This window comes from Spirosoma profusum (assembly GCF_014699005.1).
In the GTDB taxonomy this organism is placed as follows: domain Bacteria; phylum Bacteroidota; class Bacteroidia; order Cytophagales; family Spirosomataceae; genus Spirosoma; species Spirosoma profusum.
Map to the genome: position 1 here is coordinate 308546 of NZ_JACWZY010000002.1, position 20942 is coordinate 329487.

15 protein-coding genes are annotated in these 20942 nt (G+C 47.1%); 7 read left to right on the forward strand and 8 right to left on the reverse strand.

Translation table 11 applies throughout. The features are described 5' to 3' along the window. Positions 1-187 precede the first annotated feature (187 nt). A complete protein-coding gene (locus tag IC229_RS03625) occupies positions 188-685 on the forward strand; it encodes a VOC family protein (protein ID WP_190885560.1) in 498 nt (165 codons plus the stop codon). 69 nt (positions 686-754) lie between these two features. On the opposite strand, the gene IC229_RS03630 is transcribed toward IC229_RS03625, so the two are convergent. Together IC229_RS03630 and IC229_RS03635 are read right to left on the reverse strand one after the other, a co-directional pair. Further along, complete coding sequence (locus IC229_RS03630) at positions 755-1348, reverse strand: 3-keto-disaccharide hydrolase (protein ID WP_190885561.1); 594 nt, start codon at positions 1346-1348, stop codon at positions 755-757. 51 nt (positions 1349-1399) lie between these two features. Next, positions 1400-2518, reverse strand: a complete 1119-nt coding sequence (locus IC229_RS03635) for a lactonase family protein (protein ID WP_190885562.1) — start codon at positions 2516-2518, stop codon at positions 1400-1402. Between the two features lie 285 nt (positions 2519-2803). On the opposite strand from IC229_RS03635, the gene IC229_RS03640 reads away from it, so the two are divergent. Beyond that, complete coding sequence (locus IC229_RS03640; protein WP_190885563.1) at positions 2804-3688, forward strand: OmpA/MotB family protein; 885 nt, start codon at positions 2804-2806, stop codon at positions 3686-3688. Positions 3689-3896: 208 nt separating this feature from the next. On the opposite strand, the gene IC229_RS03645 is transcribed toward IC229_RS03640, so the two are convergent. Together IC229_RS03645 and IC229_RS03650 are read right to left on the reverse strand one after the other, a co-directional pair. Then, positions 3897-4688, reverse strand: coding sequence for a lipoprotein signal peptidase (locus IC229_RS03645; protein WP_190885564.1), 792 nt, complete (start codon positions 4686-4688; stop codon positions 3897-3899). 103 nt (positions 4689-4791) lie between these two features. Further along, a complete protein-coding gene (locus tag IC229_RS03650) occupies positions 4792-6015 on the reverse strand; it encodes a proline dehydrogenase family protein (protein WP_190885773.1) in 1224 nt (407 codons plus the stop codon). Between the two features lie 274 nt (positions 6016-6289). Between IC229_RS03650 and IC229_RS03655 the strand changes: the two genes are divergently transcribed. Beyond that, positions 6290-7393, forward strand: a complete 1104-nt coding sequence (locus IC229_RS03655; RefSeq protein ID WP_190885565.1) for a chorismate mutase — start codon at positions 6290-6292, stop codon at positions 7391-7393. 57 nt (positions 7394-7450) lie between these two features. On the opposite strand, the gene IC229_RS03660 is transcribed toward IC229_RS03655, so the two are convergent. Continuing rightward, on the reverse strand, positions 7451-8395 hold the full coding sequence (locus tag IC229_RS03660) for a DUF4249 domain-containing protein (protein ID WP_190885566.1): 945 nt from the start codon (positions 8393-8395) through the stop codon (positions 7451-7453). 2 nt (positions 8396-8397) lie between these two features. Further along, positions 8398-10818: a TonB-dependent receptor gene (locus tag IC229_RS03665; RefSeq protein WP_190885567.1), complete on the reverse strand. Its 2421-nt coding sequence runs from the start codon at positions 10816-10818 to the stop codon at positions 8398-8400. A gap of 365 nt (positions 10819-11183) precedes the next feature. Here IC229_RS03665 and IC229_RS03670 point away from each other — a divergent pair, with 365 nt between their 5' ends. Further along, positions 11184-11894, forward strand: a complete 711-nt coding sequence (locus IC229_RS03670; protein WP_223833839.1) for a glycosyltransferase family 2 protein — start codon at positions 11184-11186, stop codon at positions 11892-11894. A gap of 100 nt (positions 11895-11994) precedes the next feature. Here the strand turns inward: IC229_RS03670 and IC229_RS35245 are convergent, their stop codons facing one another. Beyond that, positions 11995-12177 (reverse strand): GH36 C-terminal domain-containing protein, encoded by a 183-nt coding sequence (locus tag IC229_RS35245; protein ID WP_223833857.1) that lies wholly within the window; start codon positions 12175-12177, stop codon positions 11995-11997. A gap of 29 nt (positions 12178-12206) precedes the next feature. Beyond that, complete coding sequence (locus tag IC229_RS03675; protein ID WP_223833840.1) at positions 12207-14210, reverse strand: alpha-galactosidase; 2004 nt, start codon at positions 14208-14210, stop codon at positions 12207-12209. A gap of 227 nt (positions 14211-14437) precedes the next feature. Here IC229_RS03675 and IC229_RS03680 point away from each other — a divergent pair, with 227 nt between their 5' ends. From IC229_RS03680 to IC229_RS03690, 3 genes are all read left to right on the forward strand, one after another. Next, on the forward strand, positions 14438-14887 hold the full coding sequence (locus tag IC229_RS03680) for a hypothetical protein (protein WP_190885568.1): 450 nt from the start codon (positions 14438-14440) through the stop codon (positions 14885-14887). Between the two features lie 221 nt (positions 14888-15108). Beyond that, a complete protein-coding gene (nfi, locus tag IC229_RS03685; protein ID WP_190885569.1) occupies positions 15109-15795 on the forward strand; it encodes a deoxyribonuclease V in 687 nt (228 codons plus the stop codon). A 201-nt stretch (positions 15796-15996) separates the two neighbouring features. Then, a complete protein-coding gene (locus IC229_RS03690; protein ID WP_190885570.1) occupies positions 15997-20868 on the forward strand; it encodes a putative Ig domain-containing protein in 4872 nt (1623 codons plus the stop codon). The last annotated feature ends 74 nt before the right edge of the window (positions 20869-20942 follow it).

A 20942-nucleotide genomic window follows, 5' to 3' on the forward strand; every position in this document is an offset into this window, starting at 1 on the left:
TTGTTTATCAAAACTATGCAGTAGCAACACGTAGCATCCACTGACAACTAATACCAGGAGCGAACGAGTTAATAAGCGGAGGTATTACCTGGTTAATGGGCTGGCTGGCGCAGTCGTTATGACGAAGGATTTATTCCCGGCTTGTTCATGTTAGGACTCTAGATTTTCGCGTTCAACTGATTACATCATGACTCCTGATTCATACACAATACCCGACCAAACTCGTATTGGTCATGTGCATCTGAAAGTAGCTGATATAGACCGCGCATTGGCGTTTTACCGGGATTTGCTGGGTTTCTCGCTCGTGACGATGTACGGGAAGGATGCTGCTTTTATTTCAGCGGGTGGTTATCACCATCATATTGGATTGAATACGTGGTACAGTAAAAACATGCCGCCAGCGCCGATACGTAGTGCCGGTTTATTTCATACAGCCATATTGTACCCGACTCGCCGGGATTTGGCCGTAGCTTTAAAACGGCTTATCGACGCAAAATATCCACTTACGGGTGCTTCTGACCACGGCGTATCGGAAGCATTATATCTAAATGATCCCGATCAGAATGGAGTAGAATTATACTGGGATCGACCTAAAGAAGAGTGGCCGCTTACGCCAGATGGTTCAATCGAGATGTACACGCGTTCGCTTGATCTGGAGGGATTGCTACGTGAAATAAAGAACTAGCTACGTAGCATAAAAAAGAGAGAGCCATAATAATATGGCTCTCTCTTTTTTATGCTACGTTATAAAACTCTATAAAGGAGTCAGTTCCAAATTTTTCCAGCGGACTTTGATTCCGCCACCGTCATGAATCTGTAAGGCGATACCTCCTTCGCCTTTGCCAATTTTTTCATCGTTGAAATCAACCATTGACGTACCATTCAGAAACGTTTGTACGTGATCGCCCTCAACACGGATGCGGAGTTTGTTCCATTCGCCGGGTTTTAGGATGTTTTCTTTTTCATCGGGAATTTGGACGAGCCAGTTCCGGCCGTACGATTCGTAAATGCCACCTGTATCGTGATTCGGTGGAGCTACTTCTACCTGCCAGCCGCTCACTTTCGTTCCTTCAACCGTAGAACGGAAAAAGACACCACTGTTGCCGTTGGCTTCCTGTTTGAACTCCAGCGTGAGATCGAAGTTTTTGTAAAATTTCTCGGTAGCCAGGTAGCCGTATTTTTTGTCAGGACCGCTTTCACAAATCAGTTCGCCATTCTCTACGTACCATTTTTCGGTGCCGTAGATTTTCCAACCAGTCAGGTCCTTGCCGTTAAACAGATTAATTTTTTTCAGGGGAGCCGTAAAGGCTAAAACGGTCAGTAAACCAAGGATGAAACAATATTTCATTAGCTAAAAAATTAAAAGTGAATGAATGATACGTAGCAATCAGGGCGATTATTACTTAGCCATGATAACGCAAACCGGAGCAGGTACTTTTACCGACTGACCGGTATACGTCAGTTTGCCGGTTTGCTGATCGCGTTTGAAAATGGTGATGTTATCGGTATCCTGATGCGCCACAAAAATAAATTCTCCTTTGGGATCAATCAGGAAATTTCGTGGAGTTTTGCCTTCGGTGAGCTGTTCGCCGACTTTCGTCAGTTTGCCATCATTTCCGATGGCGAAGATAGCCAGACCATTATAACCCCGATTGGACTGATACAGAAACTTGCCCGACGGGTCGATATGAATATCGGCGCTGGTATTCGATTCGGTAAAATTAGCAGGCAACGTTACTACGTTGTCCTGAATCAAAGTTAACTCGCCTGTTTTCGCGTTACGTGAGAACGTAGCAACGGTTGATGTCAATTCTTCGACCAGATAAGCGTATTTGCCATTTGGGTGGAACGTAAAATGACGCGGTCCTGAACCCGCCTTCACCGTAGCGAAAGGAGGCTGAGCTGGCTTTACCTTGCTATTCGTTACGTCGATATTGAAAATATTTACCTTATCTGTCCCCAGATCGGCAACGTAGAGAAAACGATTATCGGGAGCTAACGTAGCAGAATGGACATGCGCTTTTTCCTGACGTTTGGCGTTCGGCCCCGTTCCTTCATCCTGAACCTTATCTGTAGGTTCTCCCAACGTACCGTCCGACTTGATGGGTAACACAGCCAGACTTCCGCCCCCATAGTTCGATACAAAAGCCGTTTTGCCTGTTTGATCGACGCTGATGTGACAGGGACCAGCCCCCATCGATGACTGGCTATTCAGGTATTGCAGCTTTCCAGTTGTTTTATCGACGGAATAAGCACTGACGCCCCCATTTTTATCAGCTCCTTCATTCACTGAATACAAGTACTGCCCAGATGGGTGAAGCGCTAAAAATGACGGACTCTTTACGTTCGATACTGATTGGAGCGGCTGCATGGTGCCAGCTTTTCGGTCAAATTCGAACACGTAAATGCCCTCGCTCCCCCGGAGGGAATACGTACCGACATACATAATTTCTTTCCCAGATTGTGCCTGTGCTGCCATGCTAAATCCGAGTAAACCTGTAAGGACTATCTTGTTCATAAATGGAATAGTGAGCTCGTTTAATAAGCACAATAGCTAGCTAAACTACCGATAACCAGCTACAAATGGAACAGGGCGAGTACTTGTAAACATTAACGTAGCGTTAAAGCACTACTTGAATTTTATAAGGCTTATTACCTTAAATAGAGAAAAAATACAACAGAAGTTGTTTTAAATGAAAAAGTTATGAAATCAGTTCATAAGAATCCATTATTTTTGTAGAACGATTTGCTCACGTATAAGCTCATATCGTCACTCTAATTTTTTGTTAACATTTCCGGTACCATGAAAAGAGTATTGATTATTGTTTCGGCAGTGGTAATGCTGGCCTCCTGCAACAGTAAAAAACGCCTTGCTGAAATTAAAGCCCTCCAGGAGGCTCGTGACAAAGCGGTTGCATCGCTGAATGATTGTGATCAGCGCACAGCCGATTTGCGGTCACAATTATCTGCCAAGGACACCGACCTACAAGGTAAAGACAAGCAAGTATCTGACCTCCAGGGACAGATTGACTATCTGAAAAAAACCAATACGAACCTGTTGGATCGGATGTCGGATCTGTCGATTGTGAGTAAATCAGGCGCTGAGAGCATCAAAAAATCGCTCGAAACGCTGAACGAACAGACCAAATACACCAATAACCTGAATTCTTCCATCCAACGTAAAGATTCGCTGAATCTGGCCCTTGTGATGAACCTGAAGCGGTCGCTGGATGATATCAACGATCAGGACGTACAGGTTGAGGTTAAGAAGGGAGTGGTATACGTATCACTTTCGGATAAGCTGCTGTTTAAATCGGGTAGCTATGATATTCTGCCAGCAGCTGAAACTGTACTGGGTAAAGTGGCGAAGGTTGTTAACGACCACAAAGAGCTTGATATTCTGGTAGAAGGCCATACAGATGTTGTGCCCATTTCTACGTCGGCTATCAAAGACAACTGGGATTTAAGCGCACTGCGAGCTACGTCGGTTGTACGTACGCTGCAAGCTAAATTTGGCGTCGCGCCCGAGCGCATGACCGCCGGTGGTCGTTCGGAGTTTGCGCCTAAAGATGATAACTCAACCAACACCGGTCGTCAGCAGAACCGCCGGACGGAAATCATCATTACGCCGAAAATGGACCAGTTCTTCAACCTGCTTTCGAGCGGTCAGGCTGGCGGAAGCAAGTAAGCGGATTTGTTCTTACATATAAAAATGGCGCTAGAATCAATCTAGCGCCATTTTTATTGTTTGTCATGCTGAGGTACGAATCGGACCGCCGAAGCGGCATCTTAATGTTTCATAATTCTCAGGTTGGAAGCTTTAAGATGCCGCTTCGGCGGTCCGATTCGTACCTCAGCATGACAAATTAGACGTATCAGTTTGAACAGCTTTACATTCAATCAACTTCTTTGCGTTCCTCAGGAAGTACAGATTCTGGAGTCGCTGATTGTTCAGCTTCAGGTTTATCGTCGTCTGTTGAAGCAGAAGTAGTACGCTCTTCTTCGGTTTTAGATTCCGTTTCCTCGTCCAGTAATTCAGCAGTTGGTAGAACCGAGGCTTCGATTGGGTCAGGGCCTGAAGTGGGAAGCATGGTATCCTCAACATGCTGTTCGCCAAAAAAGCGACGTTGGAAAAACAGAATCATACAGACACCGATGAAAATACAGGAATCTGCTACGTTAAAAATGGGTGTCGAATAATATTGTCCTCCCCAGAGTGGTACCCAATCGGGAATGAAACCTTCCCAGACATCCACAAAAATCATATCGATCACCTGCCCATGAAACCAGGGAGTTGGTGAGCCATAAGGAGCATTATCGAGAAAAACACCATAGAACGTACTGTCTATTACGTTGCCAACAGCCCCGGCCAGAATCATCGCCATCGCCCACAGAAGTCCATTAGGCGCCCCCCGATGAGCCAGATTTACCAGATAGTAGCCAATTCCAACCATAGCAAACAGCCGGAACACACTCAACAAAAGTTTGCCATACTCGTGACCTAACTGCATCCCGAAAGCCATTCCCGGATTCAGAACGTAGTGAAGCTTGAGCCAGTCGCCAACGAGGTGAATCTGACCTGCAAACCCGGGAGCCATGTAAAAATGCACCGCTAGTTTTACAGCCTGATCCAAAGCGATTAGGACCAACGTGAGTACGAAAAACTTAAAAGGACTTTTCTGAATCATACTAAAAATACGGCACAGCAACCATCCAGACGGAGATTGCTGTGCCAGCTATTATTTTTTAAATACCGGCAGACCAACTGCTTGAGCCGAAACTCCAAGCCATTTACTGCCGACAACCTTTTCGGCGTTTCAGCTCATCACTGACCAGCGTAAATTCTCTGCTACTCTGACCAGCAATTGATTTATTCTCATCGGCCCGACGGAAAAGGTAAGGCATTACTGATTCAACGGGGCCGTAAGGAACGTATTTGGCAACATTATAACCCGAGTTGGCCAGGTTGTATGAAATGTTGTCGCTCATGCCCAGCAATTGCGCAAAATAAATGTGCGGGTCGTCGTTAGCGATGCTTAACTGCTTCATTTGCTGAATACAATACTGGCAACTGTACTCGTTGTGCGTGCCCAGACAAATGGAAATAACGTCACGATTTTCCAGACAGAAATCAATGGCTGTATTGAAATCGCGGTCGGTATCCTCTTTCGTCGCCTGAATTGGGTCCTGATACTCCTCTTCGTGAGCTCGTAGACGCTCTTTTTCCAGATACGCACCACGTACCAGTTTTACGCCCAGAAAATAGCCTTTGGCGCGTGCTTCGGCTGTATCGCGACGAAGGTGATCGAGGCTTTCCCAGCGATACATTTGATACGTATTATAAACGATCGGATGCTCATGGTTGTAGCGGTCCATCATTTCATAGGCTAACGTATCAATCGTGTCCTGAATCCAACTCTCTTCGGCATCGACAAAAATGCGGACGTTACGTTCGTGAGCGCGTCGGCAGAGCATATCCACCCGTTGCAACACACGATCGAATTGCGCTTTCTGTTCTTTATTGAGTGAATCGCCAATCTGAACCGCTTCGAGCAATTCAGTGGAGGCAACTCCCGTCATTTTAAATACAGAAAACGGAATATCGGCTGATTCGCTGGCTCGTTCGATGGTGCGGATGATTTCAAGACCCGTATCATCGAAACTTTTTTCGGTGTCTTCGCCTTCTACCGAATAATCGAGGATGGTACCGACGTGCGCTTTGTGAAGGTGATGGATTGTTGTTTCGCAGTCACGAATACTTTCCCCACCGCAGAATTGCTCGAAAATAGTGTTCTTAATCAGGAATTTAATGGGAAGACGTAAGCGTAGGGCGATCTTTATAAAAAAAGTTCCTAAATTTACCAGCCATCCCTGATTCATCAACGCAAATAACCAGTAGGTCTTTCGGAGTTTGAAATCCGACTGGGAAGAAAAAGCAATCGAAGTGTCCTCAAATGAAACGGGTCCGTCTACGTCTGACTTTACGTCGGCGAGCCCCTGGACAGTCTCCGGCATTAGATTACTTCGGTTCGACATATCAGTGCTCTGTTTGAGCGATGCTACTTGCATAGCGGTAAGTGCGCGTCGGTTAACACGACCGAAATATAAAACGAAATTTCGTTTAATCGGCTAATCACTGACGCGGCTTGGTTCGACAAACTAAAAACGGTTATAGACAAATGAAGGAACCGGCTTGAGATACAGCTGATTCCTTATGCAAATATACCATAAATTTAGATTCAAAGTTCCCGATAGAGTACTGGTATTACTCTTAGATTACCTGAATAGTATGAAAGTAGAATTAGCCGTAGAGCCGCTTGGGTCGTGGATTGAGACCAACGGCAAACCACTGATCATTGCGGGGCCCTGTAGCGCCGAAACTGAAGATCAGCTTGTTGAAACTGCCCGTCAGCTAAAAGAACTGGACGCAGTGCATGTAATACGTGCTGGGGTTTGGAAACCTCGCACCCGGCCCGGTAGTTTTGAAGGGATGGGCGAAGTTGCATTGCCTTGGCTTCAGCGGGCAAAAGCGGAAACGGGTTTGCCGTTTGCCGTTGAAGTTGCTACGCCTGAGCATATCGAACTGGCCCTGAAATATGGCGTCGATATTTTGTGGATCGGTGCTCGTACAACTGTTAACCCATTCAATGTACAGGAAATTGCCGACGCGCTACGTGGTGTCGACGTACCAGTACTGATCAAAAACCCGGTCAACCCTGATCTGGCTCTTTGGGTGGGAGCTTTCGAACGTATCGCCGGAGCAGGTATCAACAAACTGGGTGCCATTCACCGGGGTTTTGCCACGGGCGAAGCCAGCAAATACCGCAACGTACCAATGTGGCAGATGGCGATCGAGCTGAAGTCGATCTTCCCGCAGTTGCCGATGATTGGCGACCCAAGCCACATGGCCGGTAAACGCGCTTACCTGAACGAACTGGCTCAGATGGCGATGGATCTGAACTACGACGGTCTGATCGTTGAATCGCACATTGACCCCGACAAAGCGTGGAGTGATGCTGCTCAACAGTTGACGCCCAAAGCATTCGGTGAAATGCTCGATCATCTGGAAATCCGTCAGGTAGAATCTCAGAATCTGGAATTCCAGAGCTTTACGGAGCAATCGCGACGTAGCATCGATAACGTAGACCGTCAGATTGTCGAGATGCTAGCCGCTCGTATGGCGCTGGTTGAACGCCTGGCCGAATACAAACGCGACAACAACGTAACGCTGTTCCAGCCTGAGCGTTGGAAAGAAATCCTGAAAACACGTACTGACCTGGGTCAGAAACTGGGTTTGTACCCTGAACTGGTCGAAGAAATCTACAAGATTATCCACATGGAATCGATTCGGAAGCAAACCGAAATCATTCATAGCCCGGCCCAGAACGCCTAAGTTTGTCAAGGTATTATAAATGGAGACGCCCGATTTTTGCTGAAAATCGGGCGTCTCCTATTTCAAACGCATCATAAGCGTAGAGCGATTATAGGCTCCAAAGCAGCCAAAGCCTCCTTGAATGTTGCTAGAAATCAGTACCGGCTCGGCAAATGGATTGTCACGGACCTGATTCTGCCGTTCAATAGCATCATGATACCGGTAATAATTTTCATCGACATTAAGCAGATAGGCTTCCAGTTTACCCGACGGTGCAGTATAGGTCCATACACCATTATTAAATGTAGAAGTAGAAGCCAGGCGTGCGCGTTCAGATATCATTTCCTGCCCATCGCGCCCCAAATCCGTTAGGAGATACCCGTTATCGAAATACCAGCTGCTTGTGTATAAAACAAGTGTATCGCGAGGGGGTGCATTGGGTGATGGCCTGAATGTAAAACGCTGTGGGTACTCATTATTGCCAGCAATTCGGTAGAAATTAGCTTGCCCAGCGGCATCCCGCCAACGTAATCTGACGGAGTAATTCTTTCGCCCATCGCTGAAATCGGTGTTTAAAGCCGAATCTATCAAAACCTGTTCCAGAGCTACCGGAACAGGAACGGTGCAGGTAGCCGTAACTTCCGATACGCCAAACGCACTAGCCTTTAAGGTGTATGTTTTTCCTGCAACAATAGGTAGTTCACTGGCTCTGATACGATAAAAAAGTTTAGAACCCCCAAAACCAATCTTAGGAGTTGAATCACGAAGCGTTACCGTTTTAACGCCGTCCGACAACGTAACAGTAGCTCCATATACATAAGCAAACTCATTGCTTGGCCCCAGTACGGGTGAAGAGCGAGATAAGAGTACAGTTAATACAGTATCCTGTGGAGAAATAAAGCAGGATACGACCAGTTTTTCACTCTGCTGTGTTAACCCTTTTGGCTCTACTTCCTGCCGCAAACTGTCGCAACTGGCTATCAAACCAATCAATGCTATGTAAATTAATACGTTGAGTTTCATAATCAGAATTTGAAATTATAGCTGATGGATGGAACAATCGGGAAAACCGAGTAGCGAAATAGCGCTGTACGGCTTGGTTGCCTGTCCTCCCGCACTGTTTGAAGTTGGTAGAAGAATGGGTTTCGGCGATTATACGCATTGTAGAAGCTAATTTCCCAGGTACGTTCGTGGTGTTTTTTCTGTTTGTGGAACTGAATCGCTACGTCGAAACGGTGGTAAGCTTCGGCGCGAAAACTGTTCTTTTGCTGGCTATAATCACTAACCTTTGTTCCATAATCAAATAATTCCGCAATGACATAAGGAACACCGTTATAAATACTGTTCTGAGAATTAAGCGAATGTCTATGAGCCTGGTAGTTGGCCACAGGTACAGTAAGCGCGTTACCCGTGCCATACACCCACGTACCCGACAACGTAATACGTTTGCTTAGTTCATAAATGCCCACCACCGAAATATCATGTCGGCGGTCGTAGCGGGGGAAGAAGGGCTTCCCCTGATTTAGTTCTGGAAACTGCCATTGCGTCCAGGAGAGCGTATAGCCTACCCAGCCGGATAATCGCCCAGTTTTCCGTTGGAAAAGCACTTCGGCACCATAACTCCAGCCTTTGCCCGCCGTTACGTTGTCTTCCCAGCGGACACGCTCAGCCGAAGTTGGGTCTTCGATGAGCAAAAAGCTGGCACCTTCCTTATAATTAATAATGTTGTTCATGGTTTTGTAGTAGCCTTCCACCGTAAGCGCATATCCTTTCCCAAGCGGGAAATTGTCGGAAAAGTCCTTGGCAATCCCTGCTGCTACTTGTTGCGATTGCTGGGGCGATATTCGATCGGTAGTAGGTACCCATAAGTCAGTTGGCAAACCAATGCCTGTATTACTAAGCATATGGATGTACTGGTTCATCGTGGCATAGGAAGCTTTCACCGACAGACTTGAACGTATCTGATACGAAGCTGATAGTCGGGGTTCAGGCCGTAGATAATTGGCAGTTCCCTGTGTGAAGAGGCTTAACCGCAGCCCTCCGTTAAAACGCCAGCGTTCGTTTGGCCGCCAGGTGTCCTCCACGTAAACGCCTGCTTCGACGGCGTCGATAGCGTCAACATCACGTCTGAATTCATTAAGAAATCTGTTTTGTACGACGACCGCACTGGGCGTGAATCGGTGGAAAATTGCCTGCGTGCCGAAACGTAGCGAATGCTGGGGTGTAACGTAGTAATCGAAGTCAAGCTTAGCCGAAAGGTCACGAATGCCCGACGAATAACGTAGCGACGTAGTGAGCGTATCAGAACTACGATCATCGGAGGAAATTTTGAACTCGTAGTTACTATAAATCAGCGATAGGTTCGAGAAGAGTTTCTGACTAAATAAGTGGTTCCAACGTAGCGTACCGGTAGCATTGCCCCAACCAATACCAATGTCGGAACCAGCCTCTTTCTCAGTGGCATAGAATCTGTCCCGACCAAAATAACCACTTAGATAAACCTTATTTTTGGGTCCAAAATCGTAATTGGCTTTGGCGTTGAAATCATAGAAATAATAACCGGCCTTTGTGTCGCCATCACTCTGAGCGGCAATCAGCGGAGCCGCTACAATATCCAGATATGTTCGGCGGCCGGATAACAAAAAACTTCCCTTCTTATTTTTTGTAAATGGTCCTTCCAATGTCAGACGGCTGGCAATCAGGCCGATGCCTCCTTCGCTATGAAGTTTCTCGCGGTTGCCGTCTTTCATGTTCAGTTCAATTACCGATGAAAGACGCCCGCCGTAGCGTGCTGGGAAACCGCCTTTGGTCAACTCAACACTTTTCAGCGCGTCGCCATTAAAGACCGAAAAGAAGCCAAACAGGTGGCTGGCATTGTAAACTACGGCTTCATCCAGAATAATCAGATTTTGATCGGGGCCGCCCCCGCGTACGTATATTCCCGTTTGCCCCTCCGAACCTTTCTGTACGCCAGGCATCAACTGGAGTACTTTCAATACGTCCTTTTCGCCCAGAAACGCCGGAATTTTCTTAATCTGCGCCACTGGTACGTCGATACGGCTCATCTGTGGGCTTTCGCTCACTTTCTCTTCGGTACGACTGGCTTTTACGTCTACTTCTGCCAGAATCCGGCCCGGTGTAAGCAGAACGTTCAGGTTGTTATTTTGACGCAGGCCAACAGTGTGAAGAATCGTTTCATAACCGACAAATGAGAATGCCAGTTGTAGGCTGTCCTGAGCGGGTAATGTTATCGAGTAAAAACCATACGTATTGGTTGTGGAGCCAGTAGACGTACCAGGCAGGTAAACGTTGACGCCTATAAGGGCTTCCAGACTACCTTTTTCGCGAACATAACCGCTGACCGTGAATCGATTGGATGAATTTTGTGCGGTTACGTAGTAGCTGTTGAGCAAGCTACTGATAACTAATAGGAAAAGTATACGCATAAAGCTTGAGCAAGTAAACAATGAATTTCATAACGGTTAACTATCGGCTGTATTTCCAATTCAATCTGTACTGCTTCTCAGATTCAATTCTACTACATAACGTTGCAATGAGACTACGTAATAGGAATTAGGTAACAGTTTGATTTCTATAGTACTGATAATCAGTAACTAATGCGCAAGAAAAGAACATGAAAGGATTGTTATCTATTCGTTATAGAAAGAAATAACGGCAAGTCTTATGCATACAGTACGATTCTCGTTTTTAAATTTTGTTAATAATTTCCCGGCGTCTACAGGTATTGAGGCAGCCTTTAACGCAACTTTGTGGATTCGTACTACGTGTTTTCAATTGATTTCCCTGAAAAATGAACGAGATAGTGAGTGTTTGCATGGCGACGTATAACGGCGAAAAATATATACTACGTCAGTTGCAATCGATTCTAAGCCAATTGAATCCGGAGGATGAGGTAATTATCTCGGACGACAATTCAACAGACACTACGTTAGCGATTATTGTTCAGATAGGAGATAAGCGTATCAAAGTATATAAGAATCAGGGACTTCGCGGGCCGCTGCATAATTTTGAACAGGCGATACGTCATGCTTCGGGTAATTATATAATTCTCTCCGATCAGGATGATGTATGGATGCCGGATAAGGCGCAAACGATACGTTCGCTCTTGAAAAATCATGATCTGGTACTGACAAATTGTGAAGTTGTCGATCAAAACGGCACTATAATACATGCTTCCTATTTCAAACATAGGGGTACTAAGTCTGGGTTCTGGCATAATCTGTACAAAAACTCATATATGGGGTGTTGTATGGCGTTTCGGCGGGAGATACTGACTTATGTAATGCCTTTTCCTACGCACATACACATGCACGATTGGTGGATTGGCTTATTAGTAGAGCTAAAAGGGAGCGTGTGTTTTTATCCGCAGCCGCTTCTCCAATATTTTCGTCATGGAGAGAATGCGTCAACGACTGGCGAACCAGGGTATGGCTTACTGAAGCGACTCAAGCATCGTGTATTTATGCTGTGGCACGTAGCAGCAAGAATTTTGTCAAGATAAACGTCTTATATCCGCAGATCGTGAAGCATTGAGTCAAGATGCTGTCTGAGACAAACTCACAGGCTACGTTAGCTGAGACGGTTCATGAGTAACGCTATCATCACTCACTTTTAGTTAGCTGTAAAACAACACTTGCCCGGCGGGCATTCACGTTCGGATTGATTCCGACGTTCATCAGGAACGTACCGCTGTACACTTTTCCGTCTTCCAGCGTTGATTTTGTGCCCGGAAACAGGTTGATTTCGCTGACCCGATATTTCGCAGCGGGGTCTAGTCCTGCCAGTTTAACCGGTCGGTTTGAACCGGATTCTACTACTTGATTAGAGTGAAAATAGGAGAACTAGAGTGAAAATAGGAGAACATGACGGCATTGGCCTTGTTTGCGCTCACATACATAAGCGATGCAAACGGATTTTCGTATGGGCTGGCTAAACGGTATTGTTCGCCATGCCAGACCGTCGTTTTGAATTCGCTGTAGTTTTTGAGGGCTTGCTGGCAAAACTCTAACTCAGTCGGTTTTAGGTGATTTACTACGATATCGAAGCCAAGTTTTCCCATACTTGCTACGTCGACCCGGAATTTGATCGGTTGCTTACCCCAATCCGTTACGTGACAATCGGTTGTGATGGACGGGAAAAAATACGAGTAATTCCACTGCTGAAAAATACGCTCGATTGGCTCGGTGTCGTCGCTGGGCCAGAATTCGGTAAAGTATTTCAGCAACTCATAATCGCCACGTCCGCCCCCGCCTGAGCAGAGCATCATGGGCACTTTCGGGTGTTTAGCCCGTATACGCTCCAGCACAGCATATAAACCACGTACATACTCGACGTAGAGGTGTGTTTGCGGCAATTTGTTCTTGCTGAGCCAGACCGAATACGCATTGTAAATCACCGCATTACAATCCCATTTGATAAAAGCCAGTTCAGGGTTTTTAGTAAATAAGCCATCTACTACGCCAAACACGAAATCCTGAACCTGCGGATTGGCGAGATCGAGTACCAATTGATTTCGGTAGTATTTCTCGGGGCGTTCGGGCTGGCGGATGACCCAATCCGGGTGTTTTTCGTATAGCTCACTTTTAGGATTCACCATTTCCGGCTCGATCCAGATACCGAATTTTACGCCCGTTTCTTTGGCCGCTTTTACCAGATAACCAATGCCGTGCGGCAGTTTTTTAACGTTCTCCTGCCAGTCGCCCAGACCCGCATCATCGTTGTTTCGGGGGTATTTATTGCCAAACCAGCCATCGTCGAGCAGAAACATATCGGCACCTAATTTCTTGGTATCCGTAATCAGGCCCGACAGTTTCGTTTCGTCAAAATCAAAGTAAGTCGCTTCCCAGTTGTTCAGCAGCGTAAGTCGGTCACCCTTCCCGTCGAGAACCCGGTAATTCCGAGCCCAGCGTTGCAACTGCCGACTGGCCTGCCCGGTACCATTGCCCGAAATCGTGTAGATGAGCGACGGCGTTCTAAACGATTTACCAGCAGGCAACGTATAGGCCGACGCATACGGATTGATACCTGCAATCAGACGTAGCGTTTTGTAGGAATCGATCTCAAAATCAAGTTTGTAGTTCCCGCTCCAGGCTAGTTGACCCAGCAAAACCGTTCCGCTATTTTCCTGGGCAGGCTGGTCGAACGAGACGATAAAATTGGGTGTACCTAACAACATCGCCCGCGTACCCAGCTTGGAGTCGATAGTCCGAATTCCCTGCTGAAGTTTCTCCTCCGTTGGCTGCATTTCTTTCAGGTATTGCCCCTGAAAACTGGTCAGGTAAAACGTATTGTTCGGGAAAAAGAGATTGGCCGATGCATATTTCTGTAAAACGACCGGCCCCTTTTCCTGATTGGTTATTTCCGACCATTGCTCGATTACGTTCTCCAACTGCCATGTTTTGTAAAACAGACTAACGTTCAGCTTATAAACCGGATCAGCCAACTGAACTGTCGTTAACGTACTGTTGGCATCGGGTTTGACGGTTTGATGAGATACGTACTTTAAATCCAGCGAGGGATTGCCATCGGAGTGTGTGACTTGTATGGCGGGTTCGGCCAGATTCCACGTACCGGCGGGCGTATAGGCGTTGCTATAGACTCCGCTGTTGCCGCTCGGAAAACGATACGTACTGATAATGTCTTTATAGTCAACTGATTGATTCAGTTTTTTGCCGCAATACACCATGTGCAGATAATTGTCCTTATCGCTTTGAAGCACTACGGCGAAATCAGTGGTTTCAACCGGAATGGTGATCTGAGCAACGCAACGTATCGATAATAAGACGAAAGGAGCAACGGCTCGGTAGAACGTATTCATCAGTTAGTTAGGGTTAACGTAACGGCGAAGACAGCCTTCGCAGCTTGCATATAGGAATGGCTATCAGGCGGCCGAAAGTAAACAGATTTTCGCATAAGCTTGGATAGGTGCCGTATTTCGTTGTATACCAACCATCTATAAAGCCAATTCAACCCAATATGGAATGATGCAATTAGTCCGAATAGCTGACGCTACTTTTGCTACGTTGCCACCAATTGATACGTCCAATGAGAGTTTTCAGTTTACAAATCGCCTTCAGTCTGTTTACTACGTTGCTGATTTTCCATACGGCAAAAGCGCAGTCAGCCAAAGAAGTTTCGTTGATTGCTCACCTTGCCCAAGAGGCCAGACAGCCCGATGCACACGTAGCAGGTGATACGTATCTGATGGTCAGAATCGGGCAGATTGAATACGTAGCAGAGCTCGAATCAGGCAAGAGTATTGGCCAGCAAAAGACCGAAGTTACTGGCGGAGGCATTTGTGGTGATTATGCTGAAGTCAGTATAAATCTGCTGGATAAAAATAAACAGCAAACAACACAGGGCTCGGGGCAGGTGCTGAAATATAGTAGTGGCAAATGGACGATGGTGGCCTTGTCGGAAGGAGATTATTCCTGCGAAAAAATAAAACGTTTACCAAAAGCCGTGATACGTTGCTTACAAATTGAATGTAATTGATTTTCGATGAGTCCTAACCTAAATTTTGTCATGCTGAGGCACGAAGCATCTTAAGGGTTTCAAATACTCAGGTTAGGGAACTTTAAGATGCTTCGTGCCTCAGCATGACAAAATCTCTTATTGAATTATAGTTGAGAACAAAAGCGGAGTTTTACTAGGCTGCTTAACTTTTAAATAACCGTAGCCACGCTGTTGAGGTTATCCACAGGTAAAACCTCATTATGGCTACTTATCAATCCCTTCACGACTGGAACGTAACGCCCGCCGAGGCTGTCGCACTTCAGCAACAGTTCCGTTCGCAGATACGTATCGAACCACTTGGCAACTCTCCCAAAACCATTGCCGGCTGCGATATTTCGTTTAACAAGTTTGAGGAAACTGTATACGCCGGAATTGTGGTGCTTGACCTGGAAACGCTGGAAACAATTGAAGAATCGGGCGTGATTGGTACAGCGCCGTTTCCCTATATTCCTGGTTTACTGTCGTTTCGTGAAATTCCATCGCTGCTGCAAGCCTGGCAAAAACTCAAGATTGAACCCGACGTAGTGATGTTTGATGGACACGGCACAGCTCATCCAAGACGTATCGGTATTGCTTCGCACGCGGGTCTATTTCTGAACCGACCTACATTCGGCTGCGGAAAATCAGTGCTGGTCGGTAAATATGACGAACCGGCACCGGAAAGAGGGTTCTGGTCACCCATGAAGCATTATGGCGACGTAATTGGTGCTGCGCTACGTACCAAAAACAAGGTAAATCCAGTCTACGTATCGCCTGGTCATTTAATTGATCTGGACACGGCCATTTCGCTGACCCTTCAATGTAACGGCGGATACCGAATTCCGGAGCCGACGCGTCGGGCACATAATCTGGTGAATGTATTACGTAGAGAAGCAGTTAATAATTAGTTTACCTAAAATTTTATTTTGGTTTATTACGTGTAATGAATATTGTATATGCCATTTACTAGTTATAGAGCAAATTGACTTGTTAGTAATCCATTAGATAGTAATCGGAGAATTAATTAGATAATAAGAATAAGATAATATCAAAAGCATTTATTATGGGTTGATTTTCAATAGATTTGTAAACTCTCAATTTACACTTCTATGCTACTACGTCTACGCGCAGCAAACCTGTTGTGGCTCCTGTGTGCCACATTTTTTTTCGCCCTTACAGGACGGGCGCAAACTCCTCTGCTAACCGAGGATTTTACCTCAGCGCCCCTTCCCTATACACTAACCACGTCGCCGTCAGTATGGATACCCCACAGTGGAACGGGTACCAATTCCATTCAGGCCAGTTCGCCGGGACTTACATACGCTGGGCTGACTACTGCTGGGGGCTCTGCTGCAATGACAACAGGGGAGGACGTTAACCGAACCTTCACGACCCAATCGAGCGGTCCTGTTTATGCTTCCTTCCTGGTTAACGTATCAAGCGCAACAAGTACTGGCGATTACTTTTTTCACCTAAGTACATCGCCTGCAAACGGCACTTACTTTGTAGGGCGCGTGTATGTGAGGAGCGCAAGTGGAGGCTTTCAGTTTGGTCTGGGAAAAAATAGTGAATCTTCTTCTGTTTATAACTCTACCGTACTCTCAACCGGCACTACCTATTTTGTGGTTCTGAAGTACACGTTGAATGGAGGCTTGATAAATGACCAGGCCGATCTGTTTGTTTCTCCTGTGTTAGGACAGGCAGAACCCGTTGCAACGATTACTACATCATTTACATCTACAGATGCTCCTACTATTGGGTCAGTTGCTCTACGCCAGGCCGCAGGGAATGCACCTAATTTACGAGTTGATTATATCCGTGTTGGCACAACCTGGGGTAGTGTTACGACCAATGCTCCTACACTGACAACTACTCCAACTTCTTTAACTGGATTTACTACCTTTGAGGGAACGACATCTGCTACAAAAAGTTACACGCTTACAGGCAATAATCTAACTGATCCCGTATCGGTATCTTCTACAACCGATATTGAATTTAGTCCGGATGGGGTTATTTTCTATACAACGCCCTTATCCTTTACGCCGTCGTCGGGAGCACTCTCGCAGGTGATTTATGTACGTCTGGCGGATACCGCACCCCTAGGGTCTTTTAGTGGAACAATCACAAATACGGCCTCCAGTACGTTAGCAGCGTCCGTGCCCGTCAGTGGTCAGGTCAATGATCCCAATGCCGTTATCGTATCAATTGCCGCTACCGATGCTACGGGGGCAGAAGAAGGTTCAGATCCTGTTGTCTTCACAGTTAGCCGTACAGGGGATCTAACGAATCCGCTGACTGTAACCTATACAGTTGGAGGCAATGCAACAAACGGAACGGATTACACACCAACGCTATCGGGAACGGTGACGGTACCTGCCTTTCAGTCGTCCGTTGATATAACATTGACGCCAGTCGACGATGCACTTTTCGAAGCCACTGAAACAATAAACCTCATGCTGGCTGAGGTGGTGGCATACGAAGTGGGTACATCGTCGGCTACGGCGACGATTGCCGATAATGATACACGCATCCGCCATATTCAGGGAAATGGACACATCTCGCCACTGGCAGGAACAACGGTTACGAATGTTCCGGGAATCGTGACAGCGTTACGTAGTAGCGGTTTCTGGATGCAGGACTCAAGTCCTGATAACGATGACAACACATCGGAAGGGATTTTTGTCTTTACCAGTACAAACCCCACGGTCCTGGTTGGTCAGGAGGTAAGGGTGAGTGGAACGGCACAGGAGTATCGGGCGGGCAATGATCAGAACTTGAGTGTTACGCAGATTGCCAGCACCATGGTTACAGTCTGGTCGCTTGATAACCCTTTACCGGCTCCAATCGTTATCAGTTCGCAAATTGGCGCAGGGCGACGGATTCCGACCGACGTGATCAGTAATGACTTCCCGGCGAGTGGCGACGTAGAACTGTCGATATTCGATCCGACGGAGGACGGTCTGGATTTCTTCGAAACCCTCGAAGGGATGCGTGTTCAGATTAACAATCCGGTTACGACTGGATTTCGCAATACGTTTGGGGAGTTATATGTAATTGCCGACCAGGGTGCTGGCGCTACCGGCGTGAATGCCCGACGTAGCATCACAATCAGTGGCGCAAACTCGACAAGTATTGGCAGTGCCATTACAAACAGCGACTTCAATCCGGAACGTATTCAGATCGACGACGTACTGTATGGCAATGGCAATACGCCGAATGAAAACGTAGGAACATTGCTGAACACAATCATTGGGGTGGTTAATTACGACTTTCTGAACTATGAAATTCTGCCCAGCGTAGCACCGACAGTTTCTGCCTCGAACGTACCACTGACTAAGGAAACATCTGGCTTGATACCTACAACTAACCAACTACTGGTTGCTTCTTTCAACGTAGAAAATCTGGCAGGTAACGAACCTCAGGCGAAATTTGATGGATTGGCTGCGGCTATACGTACTAATTTAGCCTCACCAGACATCATCGCACTTGAAGAAATTCAGGATAACGACGGTTCTGCCAATAGCGGAACGGTCGATGCGTCAACAACCCTCAGCCGGTTAATTTCAGCTATTACGGCCGCCGGAGGGCCAACCTATCAGTACCGGCAGATTAACCCTGTCGACGGTGCGGACGGGGGGCAGTCGGGAGGTAACATCCGGGTCGGTATACTGTTTAATCCAGCCCGCGTGCAGTTTGTGGATCGGCCAGGTGGAGGATCAACAGTAAATACTACCGTGAGTAATGTGGGTGGACTGCCTCGTATTTCGTCCAGCCCCGGTCGGATATTAGACCCTAATCCCGGTGAAGTTGACAGCTACGTTGGTGATGACTTCACCGCTACCCGGAAGCCTCTGGTTGGTGAGCTTATGTTTAATGGGCAGCCTATCTATTTAATTGTCAATCATTTCTCTTCACGAGGTGGTAGTGGTGCACTAACCCAGCGGTTCCAGCCGCCTACCCAGGAAGAACAGGGTCGACGGGAAGAGCAGGCTAAAGTAGTCAATGACTTTGTGGATCAACTGTTGGCTGTTAACCCGAATACGAATATCATTGTAGCGGGTGATTTTAACGAGTTTCAGTTTTTACCCGCCCTACAGTACCTGAAAGGTAATGTGAATGGTGGTACGGCTGTCCTGACTAATCTTATCGAAACACTGCCAGTTGAAGAGCGTTATACGTATAATTTCGATGGTAACGCTCAGGCTCTTGATTACATCCTAGCAAGTAATTTTATGAGCGTTAATGGTTATGATGCCATACACATGAACGCCGAGTTTCTGGACCAGCTCAGTGACCACGACCCGAGTGTAGCCCGGTTTAATTTCCCACCGGTGCCTGCGCCACTTGCGCTGACGCTAACTGCCAACCCCACTACGTTACTGACCACAGGCAGCACAAGCCTGTCGGCAATCGTATCGGGCGGTACTGGCCCTTATAGTTATACCTTCTCTGGCCCAGGCATGATTACCCCAACCAGTCACTCAGCTACTGTATCCGGTATACCGGCTGGCGTACAGACGTTTACGGTAACGATAGCTGATTCAACAACGCCTACCAGCCAGACTATTTCGGCTACGGTGAGTGTAACCGTAACTCAGGCTAACACGGCTCCTACCGTGGCGAATCCAATCCTCTCTCAAACCGCTACGGTTGGTGTAGCTTATAGCTTTTCGGTGTCGAATACAGTACCGGCTCCTACGTTCACCGATGCTGAAACGCCCAACAGCCTCACTCTGAGTGTGAGTGGATTACCGGCGGGGTTGAGCTTTGCAGCGCCCAATGTGATTTCGGGTACACCTTCGACAACCGTTGGGTCACCCTTTACCGTGACGGTAACGGCTACGGATCCTGGTAATTTGTCGGTGAGTACTACGTTTACGCTCACGATTGCTCCTCCGCCTAATACGGCTCCTACGTTGGTAACTCCAATTGGTAATCAGACGGCTACTGTTGGCCTGGCTTACAGCTTCACAGTGCCAGCCGGTACGTTCACCGATGCCCAAACGCCAAATAGTCTTGTATTAAGTGTTAGTGGATTGCCCGCAGGACTGAGTTTTACGGCCCCATCAACCATCAGTGGTACGCCGTCTACTACTGTAGGCTCGCCCTTCACCGTTACTGTAAAAGCGACGGATCCGGATGGATTATCGGCGAGTACTACGTTCACCTTGACGGTACTTCCTCCGCCGAACACACCGCCCACTGTGGCGAATCTGATTGGCTCACAAACCGCTACGGTAGGTCAGGCTTATAGCTTTAACATTCCATCGAACACGTTCACCGATGCACAAACACCAGGCAGCCTTACCTTGAGCGTGAGTGGTTTACCTGCTGGACTCAATTTCACGGCGCCGAATGTGATCTCGGGTACTCCCTCCACTACGGTGGGTTCACCTTTCACTGTGACGGTGAAGGCGACTGATCCGGGCAGTTTGTCAGTTTCCACTACGTTCCAGCTAACTGTACTGCCAGTACCCAATACGGCCCCGACTGTCGTAGGTTCTATTGGTAATCGGACCGCCCCTGTCAACCAAGCCTTTACGATGAACATTCCAGCAGGAATATTCACAGATGCCCAAACGCCAAATGGCCTGGTTTTAAGTGTAAGCGGACTTCCTGCCGGACTGAGCTTTACGGCTCCTTCAACGATCAGCGGCACGCCTTCGACAACGGTAGGCTCGCCCTTCACAGTAACAGTCGTGGCTACTGACCCGGGTGGATTATCGGTTGCTACTACGTTCCAGATTACCGTGAGCAACACTGCGTCGTGCGTGAATATGTTCACGGTGAAGACAGGCAACTGGAATGATCCGACTGTGTGGTCGTGTGGACGATTGCCGGTGAGCACTGATCCTGTGACGGTAAACCACGTAGTGACACTACCAGCTGGCTATACAGGCAACGCCCTTCGGGTAACATTTGGTCCGGGAGGTCGAATAACACATAGTTCGGGAAGTAGATTAAAGTTGGTTGTTAATTAACGTAGCTACCACCTTTAGGGATAAAAAACCAAGCCACTCATCCTTTTGAATGAGTGGCTTGGTTTTTTATTGAA

What these genes read in the sequence shown, in the direction of transcription:
- IC229_RS03625 (WP_190885560.1), top strand. Translation starts at nt 188, where the DNA reads ATGACTCCTGATTCATACACAATACCCGACCAAACTCGTATTGGTCAT.
- IC229_RS03630 (WP_190885561.1), bottom strand. Translation starts at nt 1,348, where the DNA reads ATGAAATATTGTTTCATCCTTGGTTTACTGACCGTTTTAGCCTTTACG.
- IC229_RS03635 (WP_190885562.1), bottom strand. Translation starts at nt 2,518, where the DNA reads ATGAACAAGATAGTCCTTACAGGTTTACTCGGATTTAGCATGGCAGCA.
- IC229_RS03640 (WP_190885563.1), top strand. Translation starts at nt 2,804, where the DNA reads ATGAAAAGAGTATTGATTATTGTTTCGGCAGTGGTAATGCTGGCCTCC.
- IC229_RS03645 (WP_190885564.1), bottom strand. Translation starts at nt 4,688, where the DNA reads ATGATTCAGAAAAGTCCTTTTAAGTTTTTCGTACTCACGTTGGTCCTA.
- IC229_RS03650 (WP_190885773.1), bottom strand. Translation starts at nt 6,015, where the DNA reads ATGCCGGAGACTGTCCAGGGGCTCGCCGACGTAAAGTCAGACGTAGAC.
- IC229_RS03655 (WP_190885565.1), top strand. Translation starts at nt 6,290, where the DNA reads ATGAAAGTAGAATTAGCCGTAGAGCCGCTTGGGTCGTGGATTGAGACC.
- IC229_RS03660 (WP_190885566.1), bottom strand. Translation starts at nt 8,395, where the DNA reads ATGAAACTCAACGTATTAATTTACATAGCATTGATTGGTTTGATAGCC.
- IC229_RS03665 (WP_190885567.1), bottom strand. Translation starts at nt 10,818, where the DNA reads ATGCGTATACTTTTCCTATTAGTTATCAGTAGCTTGCTCAACAGCTAC.
- IC229_RS03670 (WP_223833839.1), top strand. Translation starts at nt 11,184, where the DNA reads ATGAACGAGATAGTGAGTGTTTGCATGGCGACGTATAACGGCGAAAAA.
- IC229_RS03675 (WP_223833840.1), bottom strand. Translation starts at nt 14,210, where the DNA reads ATGAATACGTTCTACCGAGCCGTTGCTCCTTTCGTCTTATTATCGATA.
- IC229_RS03680 (WP_190885568.1), top strand. Translation starts at nt 14,438, where the DNA reads ATGAGAGTTTTCAGTTTACAAATCGCCTTCAGTCTGTTTACTACGTTG.
- nfi (WP_190885569.1), top strand. Translation starts at nt 15,109, where the DNA reads ATGGCTACTTATCAATCCCTTCACGACTGGAACGTAACGCCCGCCGAG.
- IC229_RS03690 (WP_190885570.1), top strand. Translation starts at nt 15,997, where the DNA reads ATGCTACTACGTCTACGCGCAGCAAACCTGTTGTGGCTCCTGTGTGCC.